Origin of the sequence: Azospirillum oryzae (assembly GCF_008364795.1) — a bacterium.
Lineage (GTDB): Bacteria > Pseudomonadota > Alphaproteobacteria > Azospirillales > Azospirillaceae > Azospirillum > Azospirillum oryzae.
In genome coordinates this window covers 1-24,289 of record NZ_VTTM01000017.1, presented here as the reverse complement: position 1 = coordinate 24,289, position 24,289 = coordinate 1, and the positions used below count along the sequence as shown (strand labels likewise).

The window sequence follows — 24,289 nt, the reverse complement described above, 5'->3', positions numbered from 1 at the left end:
ATCAGGTTGCCGTCTGGGCCTGCCGCACGGCCCCGGTGATGTCGATGGCGCTTGGCGAGGCCAACCCGTCGGCGTAGCGGACACAGCGGTTCTTGCTGCCCGCGGCCAGTTCGCAGATCCGATCGTGCGGGCAAAGGTAGGCGCCGACTACGGAGAACGTCTGGTCGAAGACTAGGTGGAGGAAATAGTCGAAATGGCCGGCCTTCACTACTGGAACCTGAGCGCGGTCCTCGCGCCGGCCGTCGAGCGGGTAGCGACGTGAGCGCACCTCGATCCGCCCGTAGACCTCATGGTGGAGGTCGTATCCCTTGTTGACCCCGTTGGCCAGCTTGCGCGCCCCTAGGGCCTGGGCGACGAGCTGGGCGGCATACTGACCCTGGTCTTTCACACCAAAGTGTTCCCAGAGCTGCTGCTCAACGGCGGCGAGCTGGCGGAAGAGGGCAGACATGCGGGGGGTGTTCGTCGTCTCCATGACGGCGTTACTCCATGTCGGGATTGAACGGTGAGGAACGTGCGGCGCGTTAAGGCCGCTTGAAGCGGAAGCGGCGGTGCGCCACCGTAATGATCCGGCCGTTGTCGTCGACGACGGCGTAGCAGGCGAGCGCCTTGGCGCAGCGGCGGAGCGCCTGCGAGCCCAGATCACGGCATAGGCGCTGGCGGGCGGACTTGTCGAAGAAGAGAACGTCGCCGCCGCGCCGGCGCATCTCAGAGCCATACTCCCAGAGTACCTCCACCACATCGGGCGGAATCGCTCGCTGCTGGGACCGGTCAGAAGCGTGCTTGGACAAATCGAAGGCCACGGTCCCCTCCACCGTCAGCGTCCAAGCCGAACGACGGAGGCGGCCAAGGCGTCAGGATCGAGGCCGAGCAGGCCCGCCAGCTTTCGTGCCTTCGTTTCCTCCTTGGTGGGGCCGTGCTTGATCCAGCCCTCCACCTCGCCAACCATCCAGCCAAGACGTTTGGCGAGGTAATTGGTCGGGCCGATGTTCGACCAGCCGAGAATGCCGAGGACCATACCGAGGTGGTGGCGGTCTACCGGGCTGGCGACAGCCTTCTGGAACACGCCCGGGTCGAGCGGCACCGGCCGGAACATGCGCCGGCCGATCAGCCAGCCGAACGCTTCGAAGCCATCGACTTGAACAAGACGGCTCATTCCGAGCGGGTGGGGAACGGACCGCAGAGGGGTGCGACTGGCCGGGCCTACCTTGTTCCGCACCGAGCGTTCGTCCATCTGCGCAATCGCAGCGATCTCGGCCACGGTCAGGGCCCAACACCGCCTGGAGCCCTCGTCGATGTCCCCATCCGCAATTGAGCGCGTCATGAACGCAATGGTGCTGCGCGCCCAGCCAGCGCTGTGCAAGCGACGCAGTCGCTCCTTGGTTCGGGGCAGATTGACCGGCTCGCCTGGGAACTCGCTGGGAAGGGCTCCGATGAGACCTTCCAGCATTAGCAAGTCGCCGCCGAGCGCGTCCAACTTCATGCCCAGCTTCGGTTCAAAGCAGACGTGGTAGAGGCGCTCCATCGCTTGGGCAGCCTCCAGAGACGTGAGATCAAGCGCTTCTGGTTCCATGTTGTCGAGGTAGGACAGCCCCTGTGGTGCGCCCACCAGTTGCTCAGCCAGATCAGAGCGTCCAATCAGGTGGATCAGGTCGCCCATGGCCAATATCGCGGTGGCGAGGTCCTGGCGCAGTTCCGACAGGGTCAGTAGGCTGCCCATGGTCTTGCCGTAGCTGGGATCGTTCATAGCCATCCTCGTTGAGAGCGTGCGGCGGGGTGGTGCCTGCCCAAAGTATCGGTAAAACACCGGGAATTCGGAACAGAGAACAGTGATAGCGCGAGCATCATCATTGTTCTTGGTTTGATCCTGTGTCTTTGTCAGACGGGGCGCACTCTCCGTCCGATGCTGACGCCAGTCGTCGCCATTGGCCAGACGCTGCGTTATGCGCTCTGTACGATTTTGTGCTTGCTGCGCTCTGTACGATATGGCAGGATTTGGACCATCCCCACACCGCATCGGTTCCCCATCATGCACATCGCCCACGCCCGCATTGGCTGCAACAAGGGTAAGTCCCGCCTCTGGCTTGAGGGACCGCGCTTATCGCTTGTTGCTTTTGAGCCCGGCTCTCGCTTTCACCTCCGCACCGACGCCGCGGGACGCAAGATCGTCCTCGAACTGCGCCCGGACGGTGAGCGCATGGTCAGCAGCCGCACCCGCCGTTCGGGCGGCGTGATCCGCCCTATCATCGACCTTGCAGGTGCCATTCTGGATCGTGTGTTCGGGGCCGCGGAGAAGGTCCGCGTCATCTACCGCGAGCGCGAGATCGAGGTGACGCTGCCGCCGCTGGCAGTGGCTCAGGCGCAACGCGAAGCGGACCTGCGGGATCGGCTCGGCGCTGGCCGCCCCTTGTCGGTCGGAACCCTGTGCATCGGCGCCGGCATCATCGACCATGCCGTCCATGCCGGCTTGCACGAGGCGGGTATCGCGACTGAGGCGGCGCTGGCTGTCGACATCGATCCTGAGGGGCTGGACGTGGCGGTCACCGCCAATCCGGCGACTAAGGGCTGCCGGATGAGCATTGAGGCCAGCATCGACGAGATCGAGCCCGAGATCATGCCCAAGCTGTCCGTCCTCCTGGCCGGGCTGCCGTGCACCGCGGCGAGTGTCGCCGGGCGGGCACGCAAGCGCTTGACCATGCCGGAAGCGGACGAGCAGGCGGGGCACCTTTGCCACGCATACCTCACGCTGCTGCGCGCGTCGGAGGCGCCGATCACGGCGATCGAGAACGTCCCCCAGTACGCCTCGACGGCCTCCGCCGCAATCATTCGCACGCAACTCAAGCGCCTCGGCTACAGGGTTTTTGAAGTGCCGCTCGTCGGGTCGGAATTTGGCGCTATCGAAGCCCGTCGGCGTTGGACGCTGATCGGCATCAGCGAGGGACTGGCGCCGGATACCTTCGAGGTGCCAGCGCAACCCGGCTCCGCCACCCGGCTGGGGGACATCCTTGAAGACGTGCCCCCGGGCGATCCGCGTTGGCAGGATCATGCCTATCTGGATCGGCACGCTGAGGCGCAGGCGACCAAGGGGAACAGCTTCAAGCGCAACATCGTGACCGCCGACAACACCACCATCGGCACGATCGGCCGGTCGTACTGGAAGCACCGGACCAGCGAGCCGTCCCTGCAGGCCCCCCACGACGCTTCGCTCTCCCGCCTGCTGACGCCGGCGGAGCACGCCCGGGTCAAGTCGATCCCGGATGACCTCGCCGCTGCGATCATCAACGGCCGCTCCGCCACCGCCGCGCATGAACTGCTAGGGCAGGGCGCTGTGTGGAGTTGTTTCCACGCCCTGGGGCGCGCCCTTGGAAAGGTGCTCGCTCCGCTCACCGGGAGCAACGTAGTGCCGCTTCCGTCGCGCACATCTGCTGCAGTTCTCCCGCTCCGCCGCCCATCCCGCTCCTGCAAGCACGCTGCCGACTTCGGCCAGCTTGCGCTCGCTCTGTGAGGGAGGCGGTAATGCGGTTCTTCCCAAATTCCTTCTCCGACGCTGGTTGGAAGACCGTCCGAGAAGCCTGTGCAAGGCTCGGGCTCCCTGGCGCCGAGGCGCTCTACGAGCAACTGGAGCGCGGCGTGAGGTGCCTTCAAGAGCGGCTCGACGGCACAACTGGGTGCCGCGTCAGCCTCACCCTCCCTTGGCCGACGGCTGGCCGCTGGTGCCTCTTCATGAGCTTTTCCGACCCCATCCTGCCAGCCAGCGAGATGGTGATGGTGGCGCTGGATGACGTGCTGGAGGGCAGCACGAGCCTCGTCGACCATCTCGTGTCCCTAAGCGAGACCATTCAACGGGCCGCACATCCCGCTCCGGTCTCTCCGACCTGCGCCGCGCCGGCCACGACTGACCACGCGCCACCGAGGGCCCCGCGGCGCGCGCAGGGTGCCGTCCGGCCGGAACCGCGCCCGGCGTCGGCGGTGCAGCCCCACATGGCTTCGGTGGTCACCACCGGCCAGTTCGCTCTTGCTCTTTGAGGAACGGAAGCATGACCAACCGCACTCGACAGAGCCAGCTTCTGCTTCCATTGCTGGAGGTCCTTGACGACGCTCCCAAGGGGCTCACGGCGGCGGAGGCGGTGACCGCCGTCGCCGACCGGTTGAAGCTCTCCGAGGAGCAGCGTCGCGAGACCGTGCAACTGCCATCCGGCACCTACCGCGCCTTCGACCGGGATGTACGGTGGTGCCGCCAGAAGGCACTCCTGGCCGGACACTTGGATGGATCGGTTCGGAACTTCTGGCGTCTCACTGCGAAAGGGAAGAAGGACCTCCGCTTCGCTATGCCCGGCATCGTGGTCACCGTCTACGAGACGGAAAATGGCGCAGCGGTATGGGCGCAGGCCGAGAGCGCGTTCGGCCACATCGAGGATCAATCGCTCAACCTGATCTTCACGAGCCCCCCATATCCGATCCTGACAACGAAGGACTACCAGACGGCTGAAGACGTCGGTTCGTATCTGGATTGGATGACTGGCCTTGCCAGGGAGTTTCACCGCTGCCTGACACCCGACGGCTCGCTGGTCCTGAACCTCGGCGACGCGTGGCAACCCGGAAGGCCGGCCCTCAGCCTGTATCAAGAGCGCCTTATCCTGAAGCTGGTGGACGACCTGGGCTTCCACGTTGCCCAGCGCTGCCACTGGCACAATCCGGCCGCCCTGCCGTCGCCGGCGCAGTGGGTCACGGTCAAGCGAGTTCGGCTTGCGCAGAAGGTCGAGAGCCTCTGGTGGTTGTCGCGGTCAGAAAGCCCTAAGGCCAACAACCGGCACTGCCTCCAGCCGTACAGCGAAGCCATGCAGAAGCGCTTGGCACAAGGTGGCGAGAGGGGCGCAGTGCGGCCGTCGGGGCATGTACTGGCCCAAGGTGCCTTCGGAGCCGACAACGGGGGCAGTATCATGTCGAATCTCGTGATCGCCCCCAACACCGCCTCGAACAGCGCCTACCAGCGCTACTGCCGCGACCACGGACTGCCGGCACACCCGGCTCGCTTTCCCGAGGCGATCGTCGAGCCTTTCATCAAGCTCACCACAGAGCCCGGTGACACGGTGTGCGACCCATTCGCGGGCAGTCTTACGACCGCGGCCGTCGCGGAACGCCTGCAGCGTCGGTGGATCGCCATCGAACAGAGCCTGACCTACCTGCGGGGAGGCGTTGGCCGGTTCGAGCCCGATGGGCTGCAGTCGGTCGCGTGAAACGGAGAAGACCATGAGAGGTTTCGGCATCCTGAACGGTCCGCGCTCTCGAGTGTCTGTCTCTGACGACAGCGCGCGTTGCCCAACCTTCCCGTGGCTCCTCGTCAATTCCGGTTACGGGGGCGCTCTGAAGCGCCGCTACGCCGACCCGGGCATCGCTGAACAGCGAGCCCGCCGACTGGCGCACACCCTGCGCGCCGATGGAGCCTCCGTCATCATGGAGATCGCCCATGCTGCCCGCTCATAATACGCGGTCCCAGACTACCGTTCCGAGCTTCGTTCTGCCGCGGCCGCAAAAGCCGTCGACGCCGGCGCAGGTCCTCCTGTTCCGGCGGCCGATCCGATGGTCAGCGCCGCGTCTGGACGATCTGGCGCGTCTCGCCGTCGATCTTTTGCGGGAGGAGAAAGTGATCTTTACGGCCCATGCCTACAGCGACCGAATGTCGGAGCGCGACATTGCTCAGCGCGAGGCCCTGGAGATTATCTCCAAGGGCATGCCCTACAAGGTCGAGCCCGGCGCGGCCGACGGTGAATGGCGGGTGAACTTCAGCCGGCGCGTGGGCGGCCGGGACGCGGCCGTGGCCGTGAGCCTGACGCAGGGGCCCTCTCCGGCGAAGGTGGTCACCGTCATGTGGCTCGATCGCCGATAGCTCATCCTCCTGGTTAGGCCGCTGGCCAGTCACACGACGCACGGTGCCGAAAGACGTCGAATCGCTGCGCCTTTCAGCGGCGCGCTGGTGTCGGCCGCGCTGCTAGAGTCCCCTCCAAACACAAGGGGGGTACCTTGAGACAATCGGCATCCACGCTTCGCCGCGTCGACGTCAGCGAGCCGGCAGCGGCGATGAGCCTGAGGCACACCATTGCGCAAGCCCAGGAATTGTTCGGGGAGGATACCGCTGGGGTGGGCGCCTACAATGAGCGCGTAGGAATGTTGGTCGAGGCCTTTGGCGTTCATGTCGGACTCAGCATTGAGACCGCCCAGCGCTGGGCCCGTGCGGCATGTCTTCACGATGTCGGCAAGCTCTGGGTTCCGGCCGGGATCCTGCTGAAAGGTGGCCCCCTTTCCGTCGATGAACGTCATGTGATGAAGCAGCACACCCTTATGGGATACCTGCGTCTGCAGCCCGTGTGTGAGGTGGCGGCGGCCATGGCGCTCTCCCATCACGAGAACTTTGACGGAAGCGGTTACCCCTTCAATCTGGTCGGCTCAGACATTCCGTTTGCCGGCTGCCTCGTGAGGCTGCTGGACGTGTACGACGCCCTGCGGTCGCTCCGGCCCTATAAGCCAGCGCTGAGCCATGATGAGGCCGTCGCTATCATGCTCCGCGGGGACGAGCGGGTCCGACCGACGATGTTTGATCCACGACTCCTGCACTGCTTCGAGCAGTATCATCGCCTAATAGAGGCCCGCTACGGCTGAAGAGGGTGACAAGCCGCCGCACGCGAGTACCGCCGTGTTCTGTGATGTGCTTGTTGTTGCTAGGCTGCACTCGAGGAGGGGACAGAATGACATCCCATGCGTCGATAGCAAGGATGTTCACGCGGGTGTGTTTGGTAATGTCGATATCCTCTATCACCGCAACTGCGCTCGCATATCTGGACGGCAATGAATTACTACTACCAGACTTCATATTGATCTCCGTTGTTCTCGTGGTTGTTACCGGCCTTTGCTTTTTCGAGTATCGGTGCGCGACGGCGCGGTAGACGCCTTTTTTCTCCCTCGCGGAAGGCAGGTACAGGCGGGCTGCAATCGTTTCGGCTGACCATAAGCAGGGCGAACGCGGCGATGTGAACTGGCGCGCCTTCAGGACCTGAAAGCGCGAAGTGCCGCTTCCGAAAAAGGAACAACCGGTTCGGCTGCCCCAAATCCAAACACCTGCCGTCGGTGTTGAACACTGAAGCACCACGACGGGAGGGCGACATGCGGTCGATGCTCATGACAACCATCGCTGCAGCACTGGTGGTGGCCTCCCACGGCGGCGCCGGCGCCGAGAGCGGAGGCAACGCCGAGGCTGGACTGATCTGCTTTCAGAACGGCCGCGTCATCCTGGCACTCGACGTTGTGACGGACTTCGAGATCCAGGAAACGCCCAGCGGGCGCCGGTATGTCGGCCGCTGGGTGCGCAGTACCTACGCGGCCCCGGAGCCGTTCAGGATCGATGCGGGAAGCGACACCACCTGCTTCTCGCACAGACCGGAGCGGGGGTTCTTCTTCAGCAGCGGTGCCGGTCGGTAGGTCAGTTCCAACGGGTCGAAAGACGTGCAAAACCGTCGCCTTTCGGCCCTATTGCGGATACCGATTTATCCGGCCAGGGATTCCGATTTGGATCCGGCCACCTGTTCCGATTTGATCCCGGCCACCTGTACCGATCGGATGTCGGCCAGGTGGGTGACGTCGCTTCAACAGGTCACGTGCTTCATCCCATGACGGGACATTTCTGGTCAAGGTTGTGCCGTTCGCAGCGGTCGTCCCCGCTTTCCACGGGAGGGTCCCAGGGGCGCCGCGGAGTGCCCTCCTCAGCTGACGCAGCGGCGCCCCTGGGAGGGGCCTGTGGGAAGTGGGGGCGAGCGCCGGGCGCCTGCGGGATCAGTCGAAGTCCTTCGGCTGCTGGATTTTCCTCATCGACTCGCCCGTGAGGTCGATGCGATACGCCGCGTGAACGATGCGATCCAATATGGCGTCGCCCAAGGTTGGACACCCGATCACCTGATGCCAGCGGTCCGTGGGGATTTGGCTGGTGATCAGCAGCGAGCCGCGCCCGTGGCGATCCTCCACGATCTCCAGCAGGTCACGCCGGTGATCCGCCGTCAGGGTTTCCGGTCCCCAGTCGTCGAGGATCAGCAGGTCAGTGCGCGCCAAGCTGGCCAGCAGCTTGGCGTAGCGCCCGTCGCCCCGGGCCAGATCGAGGGCGGCGAAGAGCCGGGGAACGCGCTGGTAGAGAACCGAGAAGTCTTCCCGGCAGGCTTTGTGGCCGAGCGCGCAGGCCAGCCAGCTTTTGCCGATGCCCGTTGGGCCGCAGAGGATCAGATGGCGGTGGTCGCGGATCCACTGGCAGGAGGCCAGCTTCAGGAACAGCGCCCGGTCGAGGCCACGGCCTGCCCGGTAATCGACGTCCTCGATGGCCGCCTCCTGGCGTAACTTGGCGCGTTTGACCCGCGCCTCGAAGCGCTTCTGCTGGCGCCCCGTGGTCTCGTAGTCGAGCAGCAGTCCCAGCCATTCCGCGTGCGACAGGGTGGCGGCGGCCGGATCGGCCTCCAGCGCCTTGAAGCCCTTGATGCAGCCGTGCAGGCCCAGGGTGTAGAGGGTGTCCAGGGTGGGGTGGTTCAGCATGGCTGACGTCCTCAATGGAAGTAGCCGCCGCCGCGGATGTTGGCGTGCAGCAGGGGCGGAGCATCGGCGGCTTGGCGCCGGGGCTTGCGGTCGAGATTGTTGTCCAGGATCGAGCCGAGGCTCGTGGCGGACAGCGCGCCGATCTCGACGGCCCGAGCACAGGCCGCTTCGGCACGGGCGACATCGACGCCGCGCAGGCGCTTGAGGATGCCCAGGCAGGAGCGAAAGCCCTGTTCGGGATGGCGGCGGCTAGCCAGCACCGCCAGGATCAGCGCCTCGGTGTTCGGGCCGATGGCGGCGGCATCGCGTCGGAACCGCGCTTCGCTCCACCCGGCGTAGAAGCGGTGGTTGCTCGGCATGTGATCGGGGTGGGTGGCGTGGCGGGCACCGCCAAAGCGGCGGACGTGGACGGCGACCCGCTGGCCAGCATGGAACACCTCCACCGTGCTGGCGGTGACGCGGGCCTCGATTTCCTGGCGGATCAGAGCGTGAGGCACCGAGTAGAAGAAGCCGCAGACCTCGACATGATAGTCGAGATTGACGCGCGCCCGCTTCCACTCGGCGTATTCGTACGGCGTCTCGGGCAGCGCCGCCATCGCCGGAAGCTCGATCTGAAGGAAGAGGTCGCGCCGGGTGACGCCGAGCTTGCGCATGACACGGGTGTTGATCTGCTCCACGGCCTCGCTGACGGCTTTCTGGCACTCCGCCAGCGAGAAGAAGGGGACGTTGCGCAGGCGCCCGAGGATGTAGGACTGGGCCAGACGAACGCCGCCCTCGACCTTGGCCTTGTCGCGCGGCTTGCGCGGGCGTGCCGGAAGAATGCCGACGCGGTAATGCTCGGCCATCCGGGCGTAGGTTGGGTTCGCCTCGGGATCGTAGAAGGAGGCGCGCTGGATCCCGGCCTTCAAATTGTCGGGCACCACGAGACGGGGCACCTTGCCGAAGAAGGTGAACATACGGACATGCGCGCCGATCCAGTCCGGCAGGCTCTGGCTCCAGGTCGGCTCGGCATAGGTGTAGTTGGAGGCGCCCAGCACCGCCACGAACAACTCCGCCGTCCGCACCTCGCCGGAGAGCGGGTCGATGATGGGAATGGTCTTGCCGGAGAAATCCACGAAGACCCTCTCCCCGGCGACATGATGCTGGCGCATGGTCGGCGCCAGTTTGCGTTCGAACTCGCGGTACAGATCACAGAACCGGCTGTACCCATAGCCGTCCGGATGGACTTGGCGATACTCCTCCCAGAGCATGAGGAGATGGACCCCTGGCCGCTTGAGTTCGCGGGCGACGGTCGGCCAATCGGGCTCGACGCGCCGCCGGATCCCGGTCTGGGTGTCGGGGCGCCCGAACAGACGCTCCTCCAGCACGGCGTCGGTGAGATCCTCGGGCAAGGGCCAGTCCAGTCCGGCGCCGGTGATCCGGGCCATGTAGTCCTGGATGGTGCTGCGCGCGACCCCGAGTTGAAGGGCGATGGCCCGGTCGCTCAGCTTCCTGGGGTCGTGCTTGAGCCTCAGCAGTTCTCGGATTTGCCTCATCGTCAGCCTCTTCTTGCTCATCGCGTCTTCGTTCCTGCTTGGGACGGAAAGAGCGATGCATCGGTTGATGCTGACCTGTCGGGCAAGGTGTCATCCCAGCCCCCACCTCTCCGCAACCAGAGGGGTGGCCGGATCCCAATCGGAACCGGTGGCCGGAAGCCGATCGGAACGGGTGGCCGACTTGATGTCGGAATCAGTGGCCGGGATCAAATCGGAATGGGTGGCCGGATGATGTCGGAATTCGCAGCCCTATCGCACTCAGCGTCGGACCGGTACATTGGGCTCACTTAGCGCCGCTTGCATGCTGCAGCGTTTGCAAAGTGTCCAGCTTCGGCTGGAGGACCTAGTTGGGGTCTTGAAACAACCAGCGCTCACGCCGCGGCCTCAGTGCCACGGCATCCGGCGACACTCGTCGCCGATGATCCCCTGGGGAGGCATTCTCCCCACACAGGGGAAATCCGCCTCCTCGAACAGCCCCGGAGGGTCAGCCCTTTGGGCCGGCAACCCTCCTCTTTCCGTAAGGGAGTTGTGCTACTATGTCTGTCGACAGGTTGTTCGAGTACGAGGAAGAGCTTCGCGCTGGCGGCGCGCCGAATGCCGAGGTGTTCACCAAGGCGCTGCGCGGCGTTCTCAGGGAGCTCAAACAGGAGAGGTCCGGTATGGAGGCTTCTGTCACCGAGCTGAAGGGCGGCATCGACAAGCTCGACGGCCGCTTCGACAAGCTCGACGCCAGCATCGACAAGCTCGATGACCGCATCGACAAGCTCGACGGCCGCGTTGACAAGCTCGACCATAAGGTCGATGCCGTTGAGCTCCGGCTCAATGCTCGCATCGACTTGGTCAAAGCTGAGCTCACCACCGAGATCCGAAACAGTAGCCTTGAAATCATGAAGGCGATGAACAACCAACTTTACAAGACAATGGGGTCGATCGGCACCATCATCGCCGTTTTCTACCTCGTCGAAAAGTTCACCTGACAGCAGTCGGGCGCGACACACAAACACCCTGCGGGGAGGTCTCCTCCCCACCAGGGGAGAACTGCCTCCTCGCATCATCGTCCATTCGCGACAACGAGGAAGCAGACCATGAACAAGCACTTCGACACCGTCTTTGCCTTGGCCGAAACGTCGCCCGGCTTTGACGATGCTGCGAACCGTTCTGAGATCATCCAGGCCAAGCGCGAGCTGGCGGCCTATGCCGGGCTGCAGGCGGCTGCTGAGGCGCTGATCGGCGCTTGGGGGAAGGGAAACCTCTCCCAGCCAATGCAGGCCATTCAGAAGGCCGTGGATGCGTTTTCTGCCCTATCGTCCTTGCCGGCGCCGGGGCATGTCCGCAAGTTCCTTGACCTCTCGACTGCTCACCTGGACGCGGAGGGAAGGGATCATCTGGAACAGGGTGGCGAGGGGATGGTCGTCTATCCCACCGCCTACGGATGGTTCGTCTACGTGTCGGAACCCGATGCGCTGGCGAGCTACACCGTGCCGCAGTGCCTGCTCGACATCCTGGATCGCGCCCGACAACTCGGATGTGATTATGTGCTCCTCGACTGCGATGCCGAGGAGGACAGCGAACTTCCGACGTTCGATGAGGCCGGTGCCGTCGAGGTTCCGGAAGCCCCTCCGCAGCAGCCCGAGCCCGTCGCGGAGGTGGTGGCGGACGCTTCCAACTTCTGTGCCGAGCCCGGCACTCCCCCCTGGGACGAAGCCTGGGCGGCCCTGGTCGCCGAGTTCGGCGATCCGGTCTGTCTCAGCACCGACGGGTGCCATAGCTGGCAGTATCTCGGCACCACCCAGAAGCCCGACGGCACCTGGAAGCACATCTTCCGCCACCGGTCGCTCTCGGCCGCGGGAGGCCAGCGGACCTATCGTGAGTACCCGGCGACGCCGCCGGCTCGCTGATCGGCGCTGATTCACGCCTGCGCTCCGTGCGCGGCACACAACACCAACCCGACCGGGTGCGTCTCCCGGTGGGGGCGCACTCCGTCCCCATCGTCCAAGGAGGACTCCCGATGAAGAAGTTGACGCTCAAGGGCATCCCCGCCTCGCTGGTCGTTTTCGACTACCAGGCGGTCGGCGGCCCAATGCGCGCCTACTGCGCCGAAATGCCGGCGCGTAAGTGGCTCGAGGCGCACGGCTTCTGGGCCGGCCATTCTGTTCACATCCAAGAGATTGTTGAATGGGAACGGTCGCCCACGGACCGGGCTGCCGACGTGTTGTTCCGGATCGGAACGCACGAGGCCAAGTTCTCCGACCTGATCCGAACCGACCTGCCGGTCGGTACGGGCGGCACCGCGGAAGCAGGAGACTTGATGCAGCTTGAACTTGACGGAGCCTGGGCGTTTTTCGACCACTCCTGCGCAAGCTGGACTGGCTTTTCCGTTACAAGCTCCGCAATGGACGGCCGCCGCGGCTTCACGCTGGACCCCGAGTTCGCTCGGGCCTGGCTGGACCGAGGACGATGCCGCCTGCGGCTGCACACGCAACGGCTTTCGGCCAAAGCGGCTGCCTGAGCGTCCCTCAGGTTCGCCACATCGCACGCGCTGACCGGCCCTCCGCCGGCAGCGACACTTAACCCCACCGGGGCGACCACGCCCCGGGATGGGTGTCGTGCGCCCGCCAATGGAGGATCCCATGCTGAATGAGGAAAGCCCCCGTGCTCGTGCGTACGCCATCGTGTTCCTTTACCGCGTCCAGAAGATCTCTTTTCTGCGCGCGATACGGGAGCTGGTTGCGCTCGGCATGCCCGAGCTGAGTGGCAAAGGCTCGTGCCCCGTGGTCGACGCCCTCTATGCCCACTCGCTGGACGCGCTCCGTCGGATCATTCGGGAGAACGTCCCGGAGCCCAGACCCCAGCTACCCGATACCAGCAAGCTGCTTCGCCTTGCGAGAGCCGCCTGACCCACATCACCACAAACCCATGGGGACCATGCCTCCCCAATGGGAACCGGCGTGCTCCCCGTCCGAGGAGAACTTCGATGAGCACCCCGCAAGAGACCGTCCGACGTTTCGTCACGTCTGATGGCTTCACCTACTTTCACCTGGATAACGTTTGGCGCGACTCAATCCTGTCCGGGCTCGTCGATGTGAGCTGGGACGGTGGCGAAAGCGGCCCGATCGGCGAGGATGGCTCGATGTCGGGCATCCTCGATGTCGTGCAGCCGGTGCTGCGCGTCTCGTGGATCGACGGTCCGCGCCAAGGTCAGGTGGCGAAGATCCCCATGATCGCCGTGCCCAAGCTGGTCAATGTCGGTGGCCAATGGTTCACCGGATGGCGGCTGGCTGCCGGCGAGGCTCCATCATGGGTCACTGAGGTGCTCCAGTATGCCCTGAATGAAGGGCATACCCTGGAGGGGTCCCGGTTCATCGCCGACGAGATCGGCGACGAACTGGACCGGGGTGACGACCGGCCCAACCTGACATTCACGGTCGATTACCTGGCGACCACGACACCTGCGGTGATCGTGGGCGAGCGGGAGCTGCAGGAGACCCAGGCGCCGGTGCAGGCATTCCTGTCCGCACCCTGAGCCTCCAGACGGCCCTTCATCACCCCTCCCGGTGGGGAGGGGCCGTCCTTCCGCGAAGCCACACCGTCAAACTGAGACCGTGGCGCAAGGAATTCCCTCAGCGCCGGACGGTCCACGGCGGAAGGCGGTGGAACAGCGCAGTGCACGCGAGCGCGAGAGTGAGCGGGTATACGACCGGTTTGCCGTCGCCGCGGCGGCCGGAGCGATAATGCTTGATGGACTCGACAGACAACCTCAGCGCCGCCGCGGCCTCCTCGCGCGTTTCGAAGCCCATGGCGTCCATCCAGTCATTGAATGCCTCGGGCGTCATGGCGCCCCAGTCATGGCCGGCGTCGGGGCGGGAATCCGGCGGCGTGCTGCTCATAGCGTCCTGATCCTCGATCTGCCCGGCTGCGCGCCGGTCTGCGCAACAGGTTTACGCCGCTGCTTTGAGATCGACAACGCGCGATCGCAGTTCCGCTTTCGTCGGCCGCACCGCACGGCTGATGTGGAGCGCATAGACCGCCACAGCTCTCCAGTACACGGCCAGAGGGCCTTTCTTTCTGGTCCAAGACTTCTCGGCGCGCACCTTCGCGTCCAGGTACAGGTCGCGGAGGACATCGGAGAGGGCAAGCCGGAGTTCCGGCTGCAGCGTGAGCAGCCTGGCAACAGCCGGCAGGGCGAGAACAGGATTTCGAACTTCGGGGCGCGAGCTACGGTCCATGGTCAGGTCCTTGTTCGTGTTCGACGGTGAGGGAGGTGGTGGTAGCGCACAGCGTTCTTTAGGCGGCGATCTGCAGCCGGCGGCGCGGCGGCGAGTTTGCCGCTACCAGCACTCGGGCCATCTCCGGGCACACGCTGTTGCCGATCCGGGCGATCTGCTGTTCCTGGGTCAGACTGCGACCGTCGGAAGTGCGATCAATGACGTACTCCGGGGGGAAGCCCTGGATGAGCTTCAGTTCTTGCGGAACCAGCATCCTCATCGACAAGTCGACGATCTGGAACCACTCGCCCTTCACGCGGCAGAGGCCCAAAAGGTGCGGCAGTTCGGTCGCCGGGCCTACATAGCCAAGTTGGGCAGCGAGCGCGGTCAAGAAGGCGTCCGGCTCCGCCGGCGGTAGTTTGCGCAGGCCGCGCGTGCTCTTCCAATCGACGCGCGCCAGGAACCGCCGCACGGCCCGAATTTGCTCATGCAGTCGCTTGGCGAAAGCAGTCAGGAGAGCGTCCTCGAAGGTAACGCTCACAGCGTCTAAGGCCCTACCAACTGGCTCCATTCTGGTCTGGACGAGGCCCTGGTGCATTCCGGACGCCAGAACAGCCGGAGCCGATCTATCAAGGGCCCGGCCGTCCTTGCACGTACCCTTGAGCACCACAAGGTGAGCGCCCTCCAGCCCCTGTCCGACACTCGGGGTGTGGAGCTTGTGGATGGTCGCGGTAACCGGCTGCTGGTGGCTGCCCGTTGTGGTGATGGTGGAGGCGGGGTCCAGCAAGCTGTGCCCAATCTCGCCCGTGTTGTGCTGGGCCAGATAGGCGACGCTGCCAGTGTCTGCGCCCGACAGGGGGTGCGCGTGGCTGGTGAGAAGAGCACTTTCGTTCTTGGTGACGATCGTCGGGTGCGGCACGCGTGGATCCCGAACCTTGATGGACCGGCTGCCGCGCTGGGTGATCTGCGTTGTGGCCGCAAGCACAAGCCCATGGGCGTCGCGGGCGGCGGTGATGGTCTTGGCCGGCTGGGTCGAAGCGAAGCCCCGGAACCCCTTGCCTGCATGGTTGAGCGTGGCGACGAACGGCTCGTAACCGTCGCGCATCGACGATGCGATCATGAAGCGGTGCGCACCATGGGCCAAGCGGTCCAAGGTGGCGGGCGCGAGCGGCTTCGTCCGACCGAAGATGCTCTTGGAGGGCAAGGAGAAGTCAATGCAGGTGGACACCGGGGTGTAGGGCTTCAACAAGCCCGTGCGAACCTCGTCAGAACGTGGGTCGCCATGGGTCGGCGTCGGCCAGGCGACTGGGACGCCATCGCGGCGTGCGACGATAAACAGGCGGGTTCTAATGGTCGGGACACCAAAGTGATGGGCCGCCAGGCAGCGGAACTCCAGATGGTACCCGAGCCGCTCCAACTCCTTCCGCCATTGTCGGAAGTAGAGCCCTTTCAGTGCTTCAGCCGGCGCGCTTTGGCTGTCCGGTGGAACCCCGGAGCCGTCAGGGAATGGATAGAGGATCGGCTCGTCCTCGGTGGGGCCTGCGGTCAGCATCTCTGGAACATTCTCGACGTAAATAACTTTCGGGCGTTGCCAATCCGGGAGACGCGCCCATCTAATAACAACCCACATCAATCCCCTGATTTTTGGACTTCTCAGCGCCTTACCTGACGCTCTTGACCAATGACGACAGTCCGGCGATGCCCAGAGATTTCGTATGCTGCGGCCTCTACATGCGATTACGGGATCGACCTCAAACACATCGCTATGAAAATGTTCGGTACGAGGATGATTGACTTCGTGCATGGCGATTGCAGCGGCATCATGATTCACCGCTAGATCGACGGGCTTGCCAAGGGCCTGCTCCATTCCCTCCGATGCGCCGCCGCCACCGGCAAACAGGTCAACGTCCAGCTCATCGTCCGCAGTCGACTTCAAGGACAACGAAAACTGCGCCGCAGGACTCTCCGCCCGTCCCATTGAGCGACGCGCCTCATTACGGCGGCGCGCGCGGGAACGAGCTGGCATGTGCGGAACGGAAATGGGGCGGGGGTGAACGGACATCGCCATGGACATGACCTCAGCACTATGGGCGGAGCGGGTAATTTGTACCCGACTGCTCCCATATAGCTCTTGCCTCCTTCCTCTGGCAAGGGTAATTTGTACCCACGCCGCACGGGCCGATAAGGCTGGGTTCCAACACAAAGAGGCAAGAAAGATGGCCGCTTCCTCTCAGCTCGCTTCTAAGACCGCATCTCCCACCGCCGGGGAAAAATTACCCGCAACCGTCATCCAGGTTCGTGGCGTGCCACTGCGTGTTGCTGACCAAGCACTGCACGCCGTCCGCTTCGGCTATTGCCCGGTCTCATCGACTGGCTACCGGTCGCACTATTGCCAGCCGCTTCCCTCACCCACTGCGCTGGAGGAAATCGCCAAGGAGGCGGACAAGCAGCGTGCTTCGGCGCTCCGGCGGCTTCGGGAAGCAAAGGCGGGATCGCCGAAAGGACGCACCCCGGACCAGCGGTTTTCGGATTTCATCATGTTAGAGGGCGCGATCTCCGCTGCCGTCAACCAAGCCTACCTCGCGCCGCCGTCGGACCAGGACAAGCTGTTGCGGGAGATCGCAACCACAACCGAGGCTTTGGCTCTCTTCATAGTGATGGGCCATGCCAAGCCGCTCGACCCCGGTTCGCACTGGACCCCCGAGTTTCTGGTCGAACGCGCGCAGGCTTACCACCGCCTTTGTGCTTTGACTTGCCGCCTACTTGCCCGCCTGTGCCAGCGTGGAAGGGCCATCGACATCGCCGCCTGGGGCGCCTTCGTCGATGCGCTTCCTCGCGGCCCCGGCTTCTCGATGCTGCCTCCGACCGTGCTGTTGAAGTTGCTGGGTCGGGACGGCTCCGAGAAGGCAGGAACCAGTAGCGACGCGGTTGAGGTGTGTGGCGCATCCGCTCCGCAGGCGGTCGAGGACATCGATGAGCAGCACTGTGAACCGGACTCCCGCGTCGCACCTGCAGAGCTGGTCGCCGCCAATGCGGCGCCGGTTTGGACGGTCGACAAGCGTGGTCAGCTGTCCATGTTCTGAAGCCGACGGCTGGCGCGGCGATCGTCACCAACCACACCAGGGCCGCATAGGCTTTGATGGGCGAGAGATGATCCATCTCGGTCATGAACTCGCATCGGAACGTGGTCGGCGGAATTTCCGGCTGTGTCGAGGCAATCAAGGTGCGCATCACGCGCCCTCATTGTCAGGCCGTGACAATGGTTATATCCGAGAGATTAATGGTTGATTGTAATTATCCGTTATGGCCCGGATGCATGTTTTCGCTGTTGTGCTCTCTGTACGATATGGTATGATCGCTGAATCAAATCACTGACCGATGCCGCCGCCATGACTGCGCTTTTCTCAACAGACCAGCTGCTGGATGCCAAGTTCTCTTCTGAGACCGTCGAGAAGATCGCCGCAGCTTATCATGCAGTGCGCGATCTCATCGAAAAGGATGTCCCTCTCGCCGTTGCGGTCAGCTTCGGGAAGGACAGCACGGCAATGCTCACCATCGCGCTGCTGGCCCACCATGATGCGGTACGCGAGAACCCGCTGCGCCACCCGTTGACCGTGCAGACCGCAGACACCGGCATTGAGAACCCTGTCATTCATCAGCACGTCCAGAGCCAGATTTCCTTGCTGGAACGCTACGCTCGTCGACACGCGATCCCTCTGCGGATACGCGTTGGGCGTCCCACCCTGGCCTCGTCGTGGATGACTGCCGTGATCGGCATGCGCAAGGTTCCCACGTTTTCGAATTCGGCAAGCCGAGACTGCAGCGTCGAGCTAAAAGCCCGCGCGAACATGCGCGAACTGCGCAAGCTGGTGCCTGAGCTGAAAGCGGAATACGAGGCGATGCTTCGGACTGCGAAGCCGGGCGATTTCTTCCGCATCTCCGAGCTTGCCGCGTCCCTGGACCGAGAGAGCGTGGTGACCCTCTTGGGCACCCGCTTTTCAGAGTCCACCAGCCGAGCCGATCGGATGGGTCGCAGGGGCGACGCGGCCCGCGTCATTACCGTTGCCGGGGACGGTCAACGGACGCTGCCACTGATCGCCGACTTCGATACGGATGAGGTATGGGAATGCCTTGCCCTGGCTGGGGACGGGCGGGCGCTGGAAGCCTATGCACCGAACTTCGACCAGACCCGTGACCTCTATCGCGCGGCCACCGGCGAATGCCCAGTGGTCTCATCCGGTAAGTCTGCCGCCTCCGCCTGTGGAAGCCGATTTGGCTGCGCGCTTTGCACCGTATCGGGCAGCAGCGACAAGAGCATGACCATCATGCTTCGGGACCCGAAGTATGCCTGGATGAAGCCGCTCAATGACCTGCGCGACTTCCTCGTGGCGACCCAGTACGATCTCGATCGTCGGCGTTGGACGGCCAGAACCACGGACCCGGTTACCGGGCACGTCCGGATCCAAGCCGACGTTTACTCCCCAGCCATGGTCCAGGAGTTGCTGGGTATCTGCCTGACGATCGACGCCCGCGAGAGGGAGCGGGCCGCCGCTTTGGACGAGGACCTCTGGGCCTATTACGCCGGTGAAGCCGTGTCGTGGTCCGACCCCTATATGCGCGCGATGGCAGCCGCTGGGACGCCTGACATCGCCTGGGCGACGCGTATGGCAAAGCCGCAGTTCCAACTCGTAAGCCCTGAGCAGGTGCTGGCAATCGACTTCATGTGGGCACGCTACGGCGCCTCCGTCCCCTTTGAGGCCCTGCACATCTGGCGCGACGTGACCAAGCGGGGTGTTCGCTTTGAGATCCCCAAGATCGAGGTTCAGCCGAACCGGCGCGATCTGCGTATGCCGGAGGCGCGCTGGGTTGCGCTTCCCACGAATGAACGGATGTTGCACCCGCTCTACGACCCGCTGACCACGTTCTACTATGAGCGCCCTGGCCGGGATGTGCCTGCGGTCACCGCGCAAACGTGCGTCGAACACCAGGAGGAGGAGACCTTCTCGGTTGACGCCGAATCCGCTCGTATGATTTTCGATTTCGAGGCTGACCGCCTGCTCGACGTCTACCACAACGGACGCTTCGGGCCGACGGTGGCGGTACAGTTCTACCTACGCTTCGGCACCATTGCACTCGCCGCCGGACGGCTGCAGGAACTGGCGAACACGGTTGACCACGCCCAGCGTCTTACTGACGCAGGCCTCGGCCCAGGCACGTCGGCCGCGGAGTTGCTCACCCGCTCGATTTCCGATGGTGAGCACAATCGGCTGAAGGCTGCCACCCTGATCCCGGCGAAGGTGGTGCCGGCGCAACGGCGGCAAGCCAACATGTCGATCGGGCAAGGCGACCTCTTCGCCTTCTTAGCCGCCTGAGGTACAACTATCGAAGGTCGAACGGCACAGCCACACCAGCGAAAGGCGGCGGAAATCGCCGTCTTTCAAGGTCGCGGGCAATGCTGAAATTCGGCTAACCAGATGCCATCGCACGTTGGAGTACCCGACCGTGAACAGACTGCCCGCCGCCGCCCTGCGATCTATCGCCGTCGCCACGGTTGCTGTTTCGCTGGCCGCCTGCACAACGACTTCTCGACCTCGTCCAACGGACGGATGGCAGCAGGCACGCGATGCCCAACGACAGCTGCTCTCGAGCACTGGCCTTGAGAATCATTTCAAGCAGCCCCTTGTCGATGGAAAGCCGACGGTGACAACGGGCCGAGACGCCAGGTTTGACACCCTCAACATCAGCTACGATCCGCGCTACGTTACCCAGGAGGAGATCAATCAGGCCGGCACGAGGTTCTGCGAAAAGCAGAAGCAGGGCAGACAGGCCACTCTTCTGGAAATGACCGCCGGTCAGGTGGACGAAAGTAGCCGAGTCGTACGTGAGCAAATCCAGAGGGTGGGTTCGGCGACATTCTTCTGTACGAACGGCTCTGCGGCCGATGAGTCCCTGCTGGCCGGATATAAGGGCTCCCGGACAACGGCGCTCCAGCAGGAGGCGCAGCGCTCAGCGATGCAACGTTCGGCACAACTCCGGGCCAGGATCGAGGAGTCGCAGGAGAACCGTGCCCGGTGGGAGGCCATCAAGCGCCGCGACGAACAGCGAGTGAACGGAGCGACCGGCTACGACTACGTCCCGACGCCCTGACCAACGCCCACCCACGACATCAGAACCGCCATATCTTCGGAGAAGCAACTGCCATGAGCACTCCCGTCACGAATGACCGCGTTTCTCTGGATATTCCCGATTTCGTCGGCCATACGAAGGGCTGGGATGGCGGCGTGTCGTTTGGGAATCTCGAGATCTTCCAGTTCTGCTCGGTCATGAAGCAGATCGATCCGACAGGGCAGTTGCGCCAGCAAATCACAGACGCGCTGAACGCCGCGCCCGGCCTGCGCGTGGCGATGATGCACGGGACGTTTAGCCGTGCTCCTGCCGTTGCCACTGCGGCTGAGTAGCCAAACACAGCTGCAAGCCGCGTTCCCTCCTGGCGTTGTACCGCGACGCCGGACACCGCCGGTCGAACCGGCGAAGCGGTGCAGGAGGGAGCTGAGCGGCGACCCTGGCAGTCCGCAAAATGTGCATCGAAGATGTCGTTGGCTCGGGACGCCACAACCGCGGCGGCTGTCTGGGTCTCCGGGACGGCGCGGAATAGCCCGGGCTCCTTGACCGGCTACGCGATGCCTTGCCGGTTCACCAGAGCTGCAATAGCGATGGTGTCTGGCTGGTTTAACCTCATTCATGAAGGGGCCAACCCCCCGTGCCGATCAGCCTGCCCTACAACACAGCTGTTCGTGAGCGGCGCCGGTCAGCTCCCGAGGCGCTGGACTTTCTCCCCACTCAGCCGTGGGCGGTTCGGGCGCTGGTGCACCAAATCCTTGGTGTCGACGCGCTATCCGGAAGCGTCGTCTGTGAGCCAGCGGCTGGTGCAGGCGATATCGCCCGCACGCTGCTTGAGTTCACTCCGCATGTGCGTGTCGCAGATGTGGCGGATTACGGAACCAGGAACATCTACGAGCAGCCGATCAGCATTCGCGACTTTTTGACCTGGACGCCCGGTGAAGCGGAAGCTCCGGATTGGGTCATTACGAACCCGCCTTTCACCTTGGGTGAAGCCTTCATACACCACGCCCGCCGCTTCGCCCGCCGCGGCGTGGCGGTGATCGTCCGAACTGCATTCCTGGAAGGGCAGGGCCGTTACGAGCGGCTGTTCAGCCAGTGTCCGCCTGACATCATTGCCGTTCACGCCGAGCGCGTCCCGATGTTCGCGGGTCGGCTGGATTCCAAGAGGAGCAGCGCAACCTCCTACTCATGGTTGATCTGGTTCCGGGACGGAACTGGCGACGCGCGGACACGCTGGATTGCACCGTGCCGCGCCGTCTACGAACGGGCGTCGGATTATCATGGTTGGCGCTGGTGCATGCATGGCGGTCGTCCGCTACCGCACCTGTCGATCACCGACCCTGCGCATGCCGCACACGACGTCGATCGAGCGCTACCGATCCTTCGGGACGCAAGCCGAGCCGTGATCCATGCCGGTCGCCTCCGCGTAGTGTCCAGCCTGATCGAGGCCACGCCGGACTGTCGTGAACGCGTGCTGGGCCGCATCAGCGTCTGGCACGCAGATGCCGAGCCGACCGCGGTAAAGGGGGAGCTGGAGCAAGCCCTCGTCCATCATGGACTTCGGATTGACTCTGCCAGTTTCGGCACCAAGCTCGCGGCGTGAAATGGGAAGGTTCAACGACGTGCTGACGTCCCGATGCGGTACCGTTCGATGACCAAGCTGACTCCCCCCAGATCGCCCAGCTGATGCGGATCGACGCCGGCGGAGTAGACGGGATGCCCGCCGCCGGCTTCACGGCGTCTGCACCGGAAAAGCGCCTGCTGGCGCGCGGGCTCATCCATGCCTGGACAACCGGCATTCCCGCCGGCATCGGCGCCTTGACTATCAAGCTAATACCAAGTCCTGCGGAGTACGACTCATGCAGGGATTCCCACTGAGCGGGGCGGTGTGATTCACCGGAGGGACCACAGCGACGAGGTTCGCCATGGCCGCTCCGGTCCCGCTGCGCAGCGATTACGATGCCGCCGCCCTGCGGCGGCTTGCTCGTTCTTCTCACGATCCCGGCCAAGTCCGCCGGCTCCTCGCCCTGGCAGCGATCTATGACGGAGAACCGCGATCGACCGCGGCGGAAATCGGTGGGGTCGGCTTGCAGACGGTGCGCGACTGGGTGCTGCGCTTCAACGACGCGGGAGCGGCGGGCCTATTGACCGGCAAGGCACCGGGCCCGCAGCCACGTCTGGCGGAGCATCATCGGGTGGCGCTGCGCCAGATCGTCGAGGAGGGGCCGATCCCGGCGGTGCATGGGGTGGTGCGCTGGCGGATCATCGACCTGTTGCAGTGGCTCTGGGACGAGTTTCGCGTCTCGGTTTCGAAGCAGACGCTGAGCCGAGAGCTGCGCGCCCTGGGTTTTCGCAAGCTGTCGGCCCGTCCCCGCCATCATGCCAAGGATCCCGACGCCGCCGAGGTGTTCAAAAAAACTTCCCCACCCTGCTGGCGCAGGTCGCAGCGCAGGAGGCTGCCGGCAAGCCCATAGAGATCTGGTGGCAGGACGAGGCCCGCATCGGCCAGAAGAACAAGATCACCCGCCGCTGGGCGCGCCGTGGCACCCGGCCGGCGGCGCCGCACGATCAACGCACGCGCTCGGCCTATCTGTTCGGCGCGATCTGCCCGGCCCAGGGCAAGGGGGCGGCTCTGGTGCTGCCCCGCTGCACGAGCGAGGCGATGGCGCTGCATCTGAAGGAGATCGCCCGCGCCGTGGCGCCCGGCGCGCATGCCGTTGTGCTGCTCGACCAGGCAGGTTGGCACACGTCGGCCAAGCTGCCGATACCCAACAACATCACCCTGCTGCCGTTGCCACCGAAATCCCCCGAGTTGAACCCGGTGGAGAACATCTGGCAGTTCATGCGCGACAACTGGCTCTCCAACCGCGTCTTCGCGTCCTACCAGGACATTCTCGACCACTGCTGCTTTGCCTGGAATGCCCTCGTCGAGCAGCCCTGGACCATCATGTCTGTCGGACTGCGCGACTGGGCTCATCGGTCATGATCCACGAGTCTTGGTATAAGCCTGGCGGCCGTGACCAACGACGGGCACCGGCTGTTCGCTGATCTTGGCTTGCCCCCGTCTGCCGACATGGCGCGGTTCATCGGCCGGCGGCAGGGATGGTGCAGCACCGACTACGAGCTGCTGCGGGTCGCTCACCTGAGGGGCTATGTCGAGCCCGTCGAACGGGACGGTATTGGCGGCTGCACTACCCGATGGCGCCGCACAGACGTACGCCTCCGGTGAGCGCCGCCTTGGCAAAGTAGGGTCCGACGTCTGAGGTTTGCGTGGCGCGTCATCGCGCGGACGCAAACGAGTTGCAAACGTCATGGCTTATCAGCGGGTCGAGGTTCTGACTGGGACGGAGCGGCGGCGGAGTTACACGCCGGCGGAGAAGGCCCGGATGGTCGAGGAGGCGTTCCGCCCCGGCGTAGTGGTGACGGAGGCGGCCCGCCGGCTGGGCGTGCACGAAAGCCTGCTGTATCGCTGGCGGGACCTGATGAAGGTCGGCGAGAGCTCCGTGGCCGAACCGCCCAGCTTTGTCGCGGTGACCATCACGCCGGAGCCGAGCGTAACCGAACCGCCGGTCGTGGAGCCCCCTGAGCCATTGCCGCTTCCGGCCACGCCGGCCACGCGCCCTGCGATCCTCGAGGTCATCCTGCCCAGCGGAGCACGTCTGCGCCTGGAAGGGCCGGTCGACCCGACCTTGGCGGCGGCCGTCATCGGTGCCCTGGCATGATCCCGGTGCCGAGCGGCGTGCGGGTATGGCTGGCCAGCGGGCACACCGACATGCGCAAGGGCTGGGCAAGCTTGGCGCTGCTGGTTCAGGAGCGCTTCGCCCAGGACCCGCACAGCGGCCATCTCTTCATCTTCCGCGG

28 protein-coding genes are annotated in these 24,289 nt (G+C 64.4%); 19 read left to right on the top strand and 9 right to left on the bottom strand.

From position 1 onward, the window contains the following. Position 1: 1 nt before the first annotated feature. From FZ938_RS28430 to FZ938_RS28420, 3 genes are read right to left on the bottom strand one after another with little or no spacing between them, the layout of a single operon-like run. Positions 2 to 472 (bottom strand): hypothetical protein, encoded by a 471-nt coding sequence (locus FZ938_RS28430; RefSeq protein ID WP_109155259.1) that lies wholly within the window; start codon positions 470 to 472, stop codon positions 2 to 4. Positions 473 to 521: 49 nt separating this feature from the next. Further along, positions 522 to 800 (bottom strand): hypothetical protein, encoded by a 279-nt coding sequence (locus FZ938_RS28425; RefSeq protein WP_136705953.1) that lies wholly within the window; start codon positions 798 to 800, stop codon positions 522 to 524. Positions 801 to 814: 14 nt separating this feature from the next. Next, positions 815 to 1,744, bottom strand: coding sequence for a hypothetical protein (locus tag FZ938_RS28420; RefSeq protein ID WP_109155256.1), 930 nt, complete (start codon positions 1,742 to 1,744; stop codon positions 815 to 817). Between the two features lie 156 nt (positions 1,745 to 1,900). Here FZ938_RS28420 and FZ938_RS28415 point away from each other — a divergent pair, with 156 nt between their 5' ends. The 5 genes from FZ938_RS28415 (at position 1,901) to FZ938_RS28395 (ending at position 6,654) form a co-directional block, all read left to right on the top strand. Then, a complete protein-coding gene (locus FZ938_RS28415) occupies positions 1,901 to 3,502 on the top strand; it encodes a DNA cytosine methyltransferase (RefSeq protein WP_109155255.1) in 1,602 nt (533 codons plus the stop codon). 218 nt (positions 3,503 to 3,720) lie between these two features. After that, on the top strand, positions 3,721 to 4,023 hold the full coding sequence (locus tag FZ938_RS28410) for a hypothetical protein (protein WP_136705954.1): 303 nt from the start codon (positions 3,721 to 3,723) through the stop codon (positions 4,021 to 4,023). An 11-nt stretch (positions 4,024 to 4,034) separates the two neighbouring features. Next, the gene (locus FZ938_RS28405) at positions 4,035 to 5,234 is read left to right on the top strand and encodes a site-specific DNA-methyltransferase (protein ID WP_109155252.1); all 1,200 of its coding nucleotides are present in this window, start codon (positions 4,035 to 4,037) and stop codon (positions 5,232 to 5,234) included. A 230-nt stretch (positions 5,235 to 5,464) separates the two neighbouring features. Then, positions 5,465 to 5,884, top strand: coding sequence for a DUF4258 domain-containing protein (locus FZ938_RS28400; protein ID WP_109155250.1), 420 nt, complete (start codon positions 5,465 to 5,467; stop codon positions 5,882 to 5,884). A gap of 134 nt (positions 5,885 to 6,018) precedes the next feature. Beyond that, the gene (locus FZ938_RS28395; RefSeq protein ID WP_136705955.1) at positions 6,019 to 6,654 is read left to right on the top strand and encodes an HD-GYP domain-containing protein; all 636 of its coding nucleotides are present in this window, start codon (positions 6,019 to 6,021) and stop codon (positions 6,652 to 6,654) included. A gap of 197 nt (positions 6,655 to 6,851) precedes the next feature. Here FZ938_RS28395 and FZ938_RS28390 read toward each other — a convergent pair whose 3' ends face one another. Continuing rightward, positions 6,852 to 7,172: a hypothetical protein gene (locus FZ938_RS28390; RefSeq protein WP_136705956.1), complete on the bottom strand. Its 321-nt coding sequence runs from the start codon at positions 7,170 to 7,172 to the stop codon at positions 6,852 to 6,854. Between FZ938_RS28390 and FZ938_RS28385 the strand changes: the two genes are divergently transcribed. Then, positions 7,156 to 7,470: a hypothetical protein gene (locus tag FZ938_RS28385; RefSeq protein ID WP_109155247.1), complete on the top strand. Its 315-nt coding sequence runs from the start codon at positions 7,156 to 7,158 to the stop codon at positions 7,468 to 7,470. The two genes, FZ938_RS28390 and FZ938_RS28385, sit on opposite strands and share 17 nt — an antisense overlap. A 351-nt stretch (positions 7,471 to 7,821) precedes the next feature. Here the strand turns inward: FZ938_RS28385 and istB are convergent, their stop codons facing one another. Both istB and istA read right to left on the bottom strand, forming a co-directional pair. Then, positions 7,822 to 8,565: an IS21-like element helper ATPase IstB gene (gene istB / locus FZ938_RS28380; RefSeq protein ID WP_109155354.1), complete on the bottom strand. Its 744-nt coding sequence runs from the start codon at positions 8,563 to 8,565 to the stop codon at positions 7,822 to 7,824. Between the two features lie 11 nt (positions 8,566 to 8,576). Then, positions 8,577 to 10,121: an IS21 family transposase gene (gene istA / locus FZ938_RS28375; protein WP_109155353.1), complete on the bottom strand. Its 1,545-nt coding sequence runs from the start codon at positions 10,119 to 10,121 to the stop codon at positions 8,577 to 8,579. 515 nt (positions 10,122 to 10,636) lie between these two features. On the opposite strand from istA, the gene FZ938_RS28370 reads away from it, so the two are divergent. From FZ938_RS28370 to FZ938_RS28350, 5 genes are all read left to right on the top strand, one after another. Then, positions 10,637 to 11,077 (top strand): coiled-coil domain-containing protein, encoded by a 441-nt coding sequence (locus FZ938_RS28370; RefSeq protein ID WP_109155067.1) that lies wholly within the window; start codon positions 10,637 to 10,639, stop codon positions 11,075 to 11,077. 108 nt (positions 11,078 to 11,185) lie between these two features. Further along, on the top strand, positions 11,186 to 11,998 hold the full coding sequence (locus FZ938_RS28365; RefSeq protein WP_109155066.1) for a DUF5983 family protein: 813 nt from the start codon (positions 11,186 to 11,188) through the stop codon (positions 11,996 to 11,998). 110 nt (positions 11,999 to 12,108) lie between these two features. Then, positions 12,109 to 12,609, top strand: coding sequence for a hypothetical protein (locus FZ938_RS28360; RefSeq protein WP_109155065.1), 501 nt, complete (start codon positions 12,109 to 12,111; stop codon positions 12,607 to 12,609). 121 nt (positions 12,610 to 12,730) lie between these two features. Next, positions 12,731 to 12,997 (top strand): hypothetical protein, encoded by a 267-nt coding sequence (locus FZ938_RS28355; protein ID WP_136705957.1) that lies wholly within the window; start codon positions 12,731 to 12,733, stop codon positions 12,995 to 12,997. A 77-nt stretch (positions 12,998 to 13,074) separates the two neighbouring features. Continuing rightward, on the top strand, positions 13,075 to 13,623 hold the full coding sequence (locus FZ938_RS28350; protein WP_109155063.1) for a hypothetical protein: 549 nt from the start codon (positions 13,075 to 13,077) through the stop codon (positions 13,621 to 13,623). Positions 13,624 to 13,720: 97 nt separating this feature from the next. Here FZ938_RS28350 and FZ938_RS28345 read toward each other — a convergent pair whose 3' ends face one another. From FZ938_RS28345 to FZ938_RS28335, 3 genes are read right to left on the bottom strand one after another with little or no spacing between them, the layout of a single operon-like run. Further along, on the bottom strand, positions 13,721 to 13,987 hold the full coding sequence (locus tag FZ938_RS28345; RefSeq protein WP_109155062.1) for an XRE family transcriptional regulator: 267 nt from the start codon (positions 13,985 to 13,987) through the stop codon (positions 13,721 to 13,723). A gap of 51 nt (positions 13,988 to 14,038) precedes the next feature. Continuing rightward, complete coding sequence (locus FZ938_RS28340) at positions 14,039 to 14,326, bottom strand: hypothetical protein (RefSeq protein ID WP_109155061.1); 288 nt, start codon at positions 14,324 to 14,326, stop codon at positions 14,039 to 14,041. A gap of 58 nt (positions 14,327 to 14,384) precedes the next feature. Then, positions 14,385 to 16,373 carry a DNA cytosine methyltransferase gene (locus tag FZ938_RS28335; protein ID WP_158282512.1) on the bottom strand — a complete coding sequence of 663 codons (1,989 nt, stop codon included), beginning with the start codon at positions 16,371 to 16,373 and terminating at the stop codon, positions 14,385 to 14,387. Between the two features lie 148 nt (positions 16,374 to 16,521). Between FZ938_RS28335 and FZ938_RS28330 the strand changes: the two genes are divergently transcribed. From FZ938_RS28330 to tnpB, 8 genes are all read left to right on the top strand, one after another. Further along, entirely contained in the window at positions 16,522 to 17,388 is an 867-nt protein-coding gene (locus FZ938_RS28330; protein ID WP_136705958.1) for a hypothetical protein, read from the top strand. Between the two features lie 306 nt (positions 17,389 to 17,694). Beyond that, positions 17,695 to 19,677 (top strand): adenine nucleotide alpha hydrolase family protein, encoded by a 1,983-nt coding sequence (locus FZ938_RS28325; RefSeq protein WP_109155058.1) that lies wholly within the window; start codon positions 17,695 to 17,697, stop codon positions 19,675 to 19,677. Between the two features lie 130 nt (positions 19,678 to 19,807). Next, the gene (locus FZ938_RS28320) at positions 19,808 to 20,452 is read left to right on the top strand and encodes a hypothetical protein (protein WP_136705959.1); all 645 of its coding nucleotides are present in this window, start codon (positions 19,808 to 19,810) and stop codon (positions 20,450 to 20,452) included. 53 nt (positions 20,453 to 20,505) lie between these two features. Next, positions 20,506 to 20,763: a hypothetical protein gene (locus tag FZ938_RS28315; RefSeq protein ID WP_109155056.1), complete on the top strand. Its 258-nt coding sequence runs from the start codon at positions 20,506 to 20,508 to the stop codon at positions 20,761 to 20,763. A gap of 302 nt (positions 20,764 to 21,065) precedes the next feature. Further along, positions 21,066 to 22,031 (top strand): class I SAM-dependent methyltransferase, encoded by a 966-nt coding sequence (locus FZ938_RS30745; protein ID WP_174757566.1) that lies wholly within the window; start codon positions 21,066 to 21,068, stop codon positions 22,029 to 22,031. A gap of 322 nt (positions 22,032 to 22,353) precedes the next feature. Further along, a protein-coding gene (locus tag FZ938_RS28305; protein WP_174757567.1) for an IS630 family transposase occupies positions 22,354 to 23,414 on the top strand; the annotation gives its coding sequence in 2 pieces (ribosomal slippage) (positions 22,354 to 22,846 and positions 22,846 to 23,414; 1,062 coding nt in all). Between the two features lie 325 nt (positions 23,415 to 23,739). After that, positions 23,740 to 24,150 (top strand): IS66-like element accessory protein TnpA, encoded by a 411-nt coding sequence (gene tnpA / locus FZ938_RS28300; RefSeq protein ID WP_149201614.1) that lies wholly within the window; start codon positions 23,740 to 23,742, stop codon positions 24,148 to 24,150. Further along, positions 24,147 to 24,289: IS66 family insertion sequence element accessory protein TnpB (tnpB, locus tag FZ938_RS31435; RefSeq protein WP_149201613.1), on the top strand; the 143-nt coding region annotated here is incomplete at its 3' end. The genes tnpA and tnpB, both read left to right, overlap by 4 nt.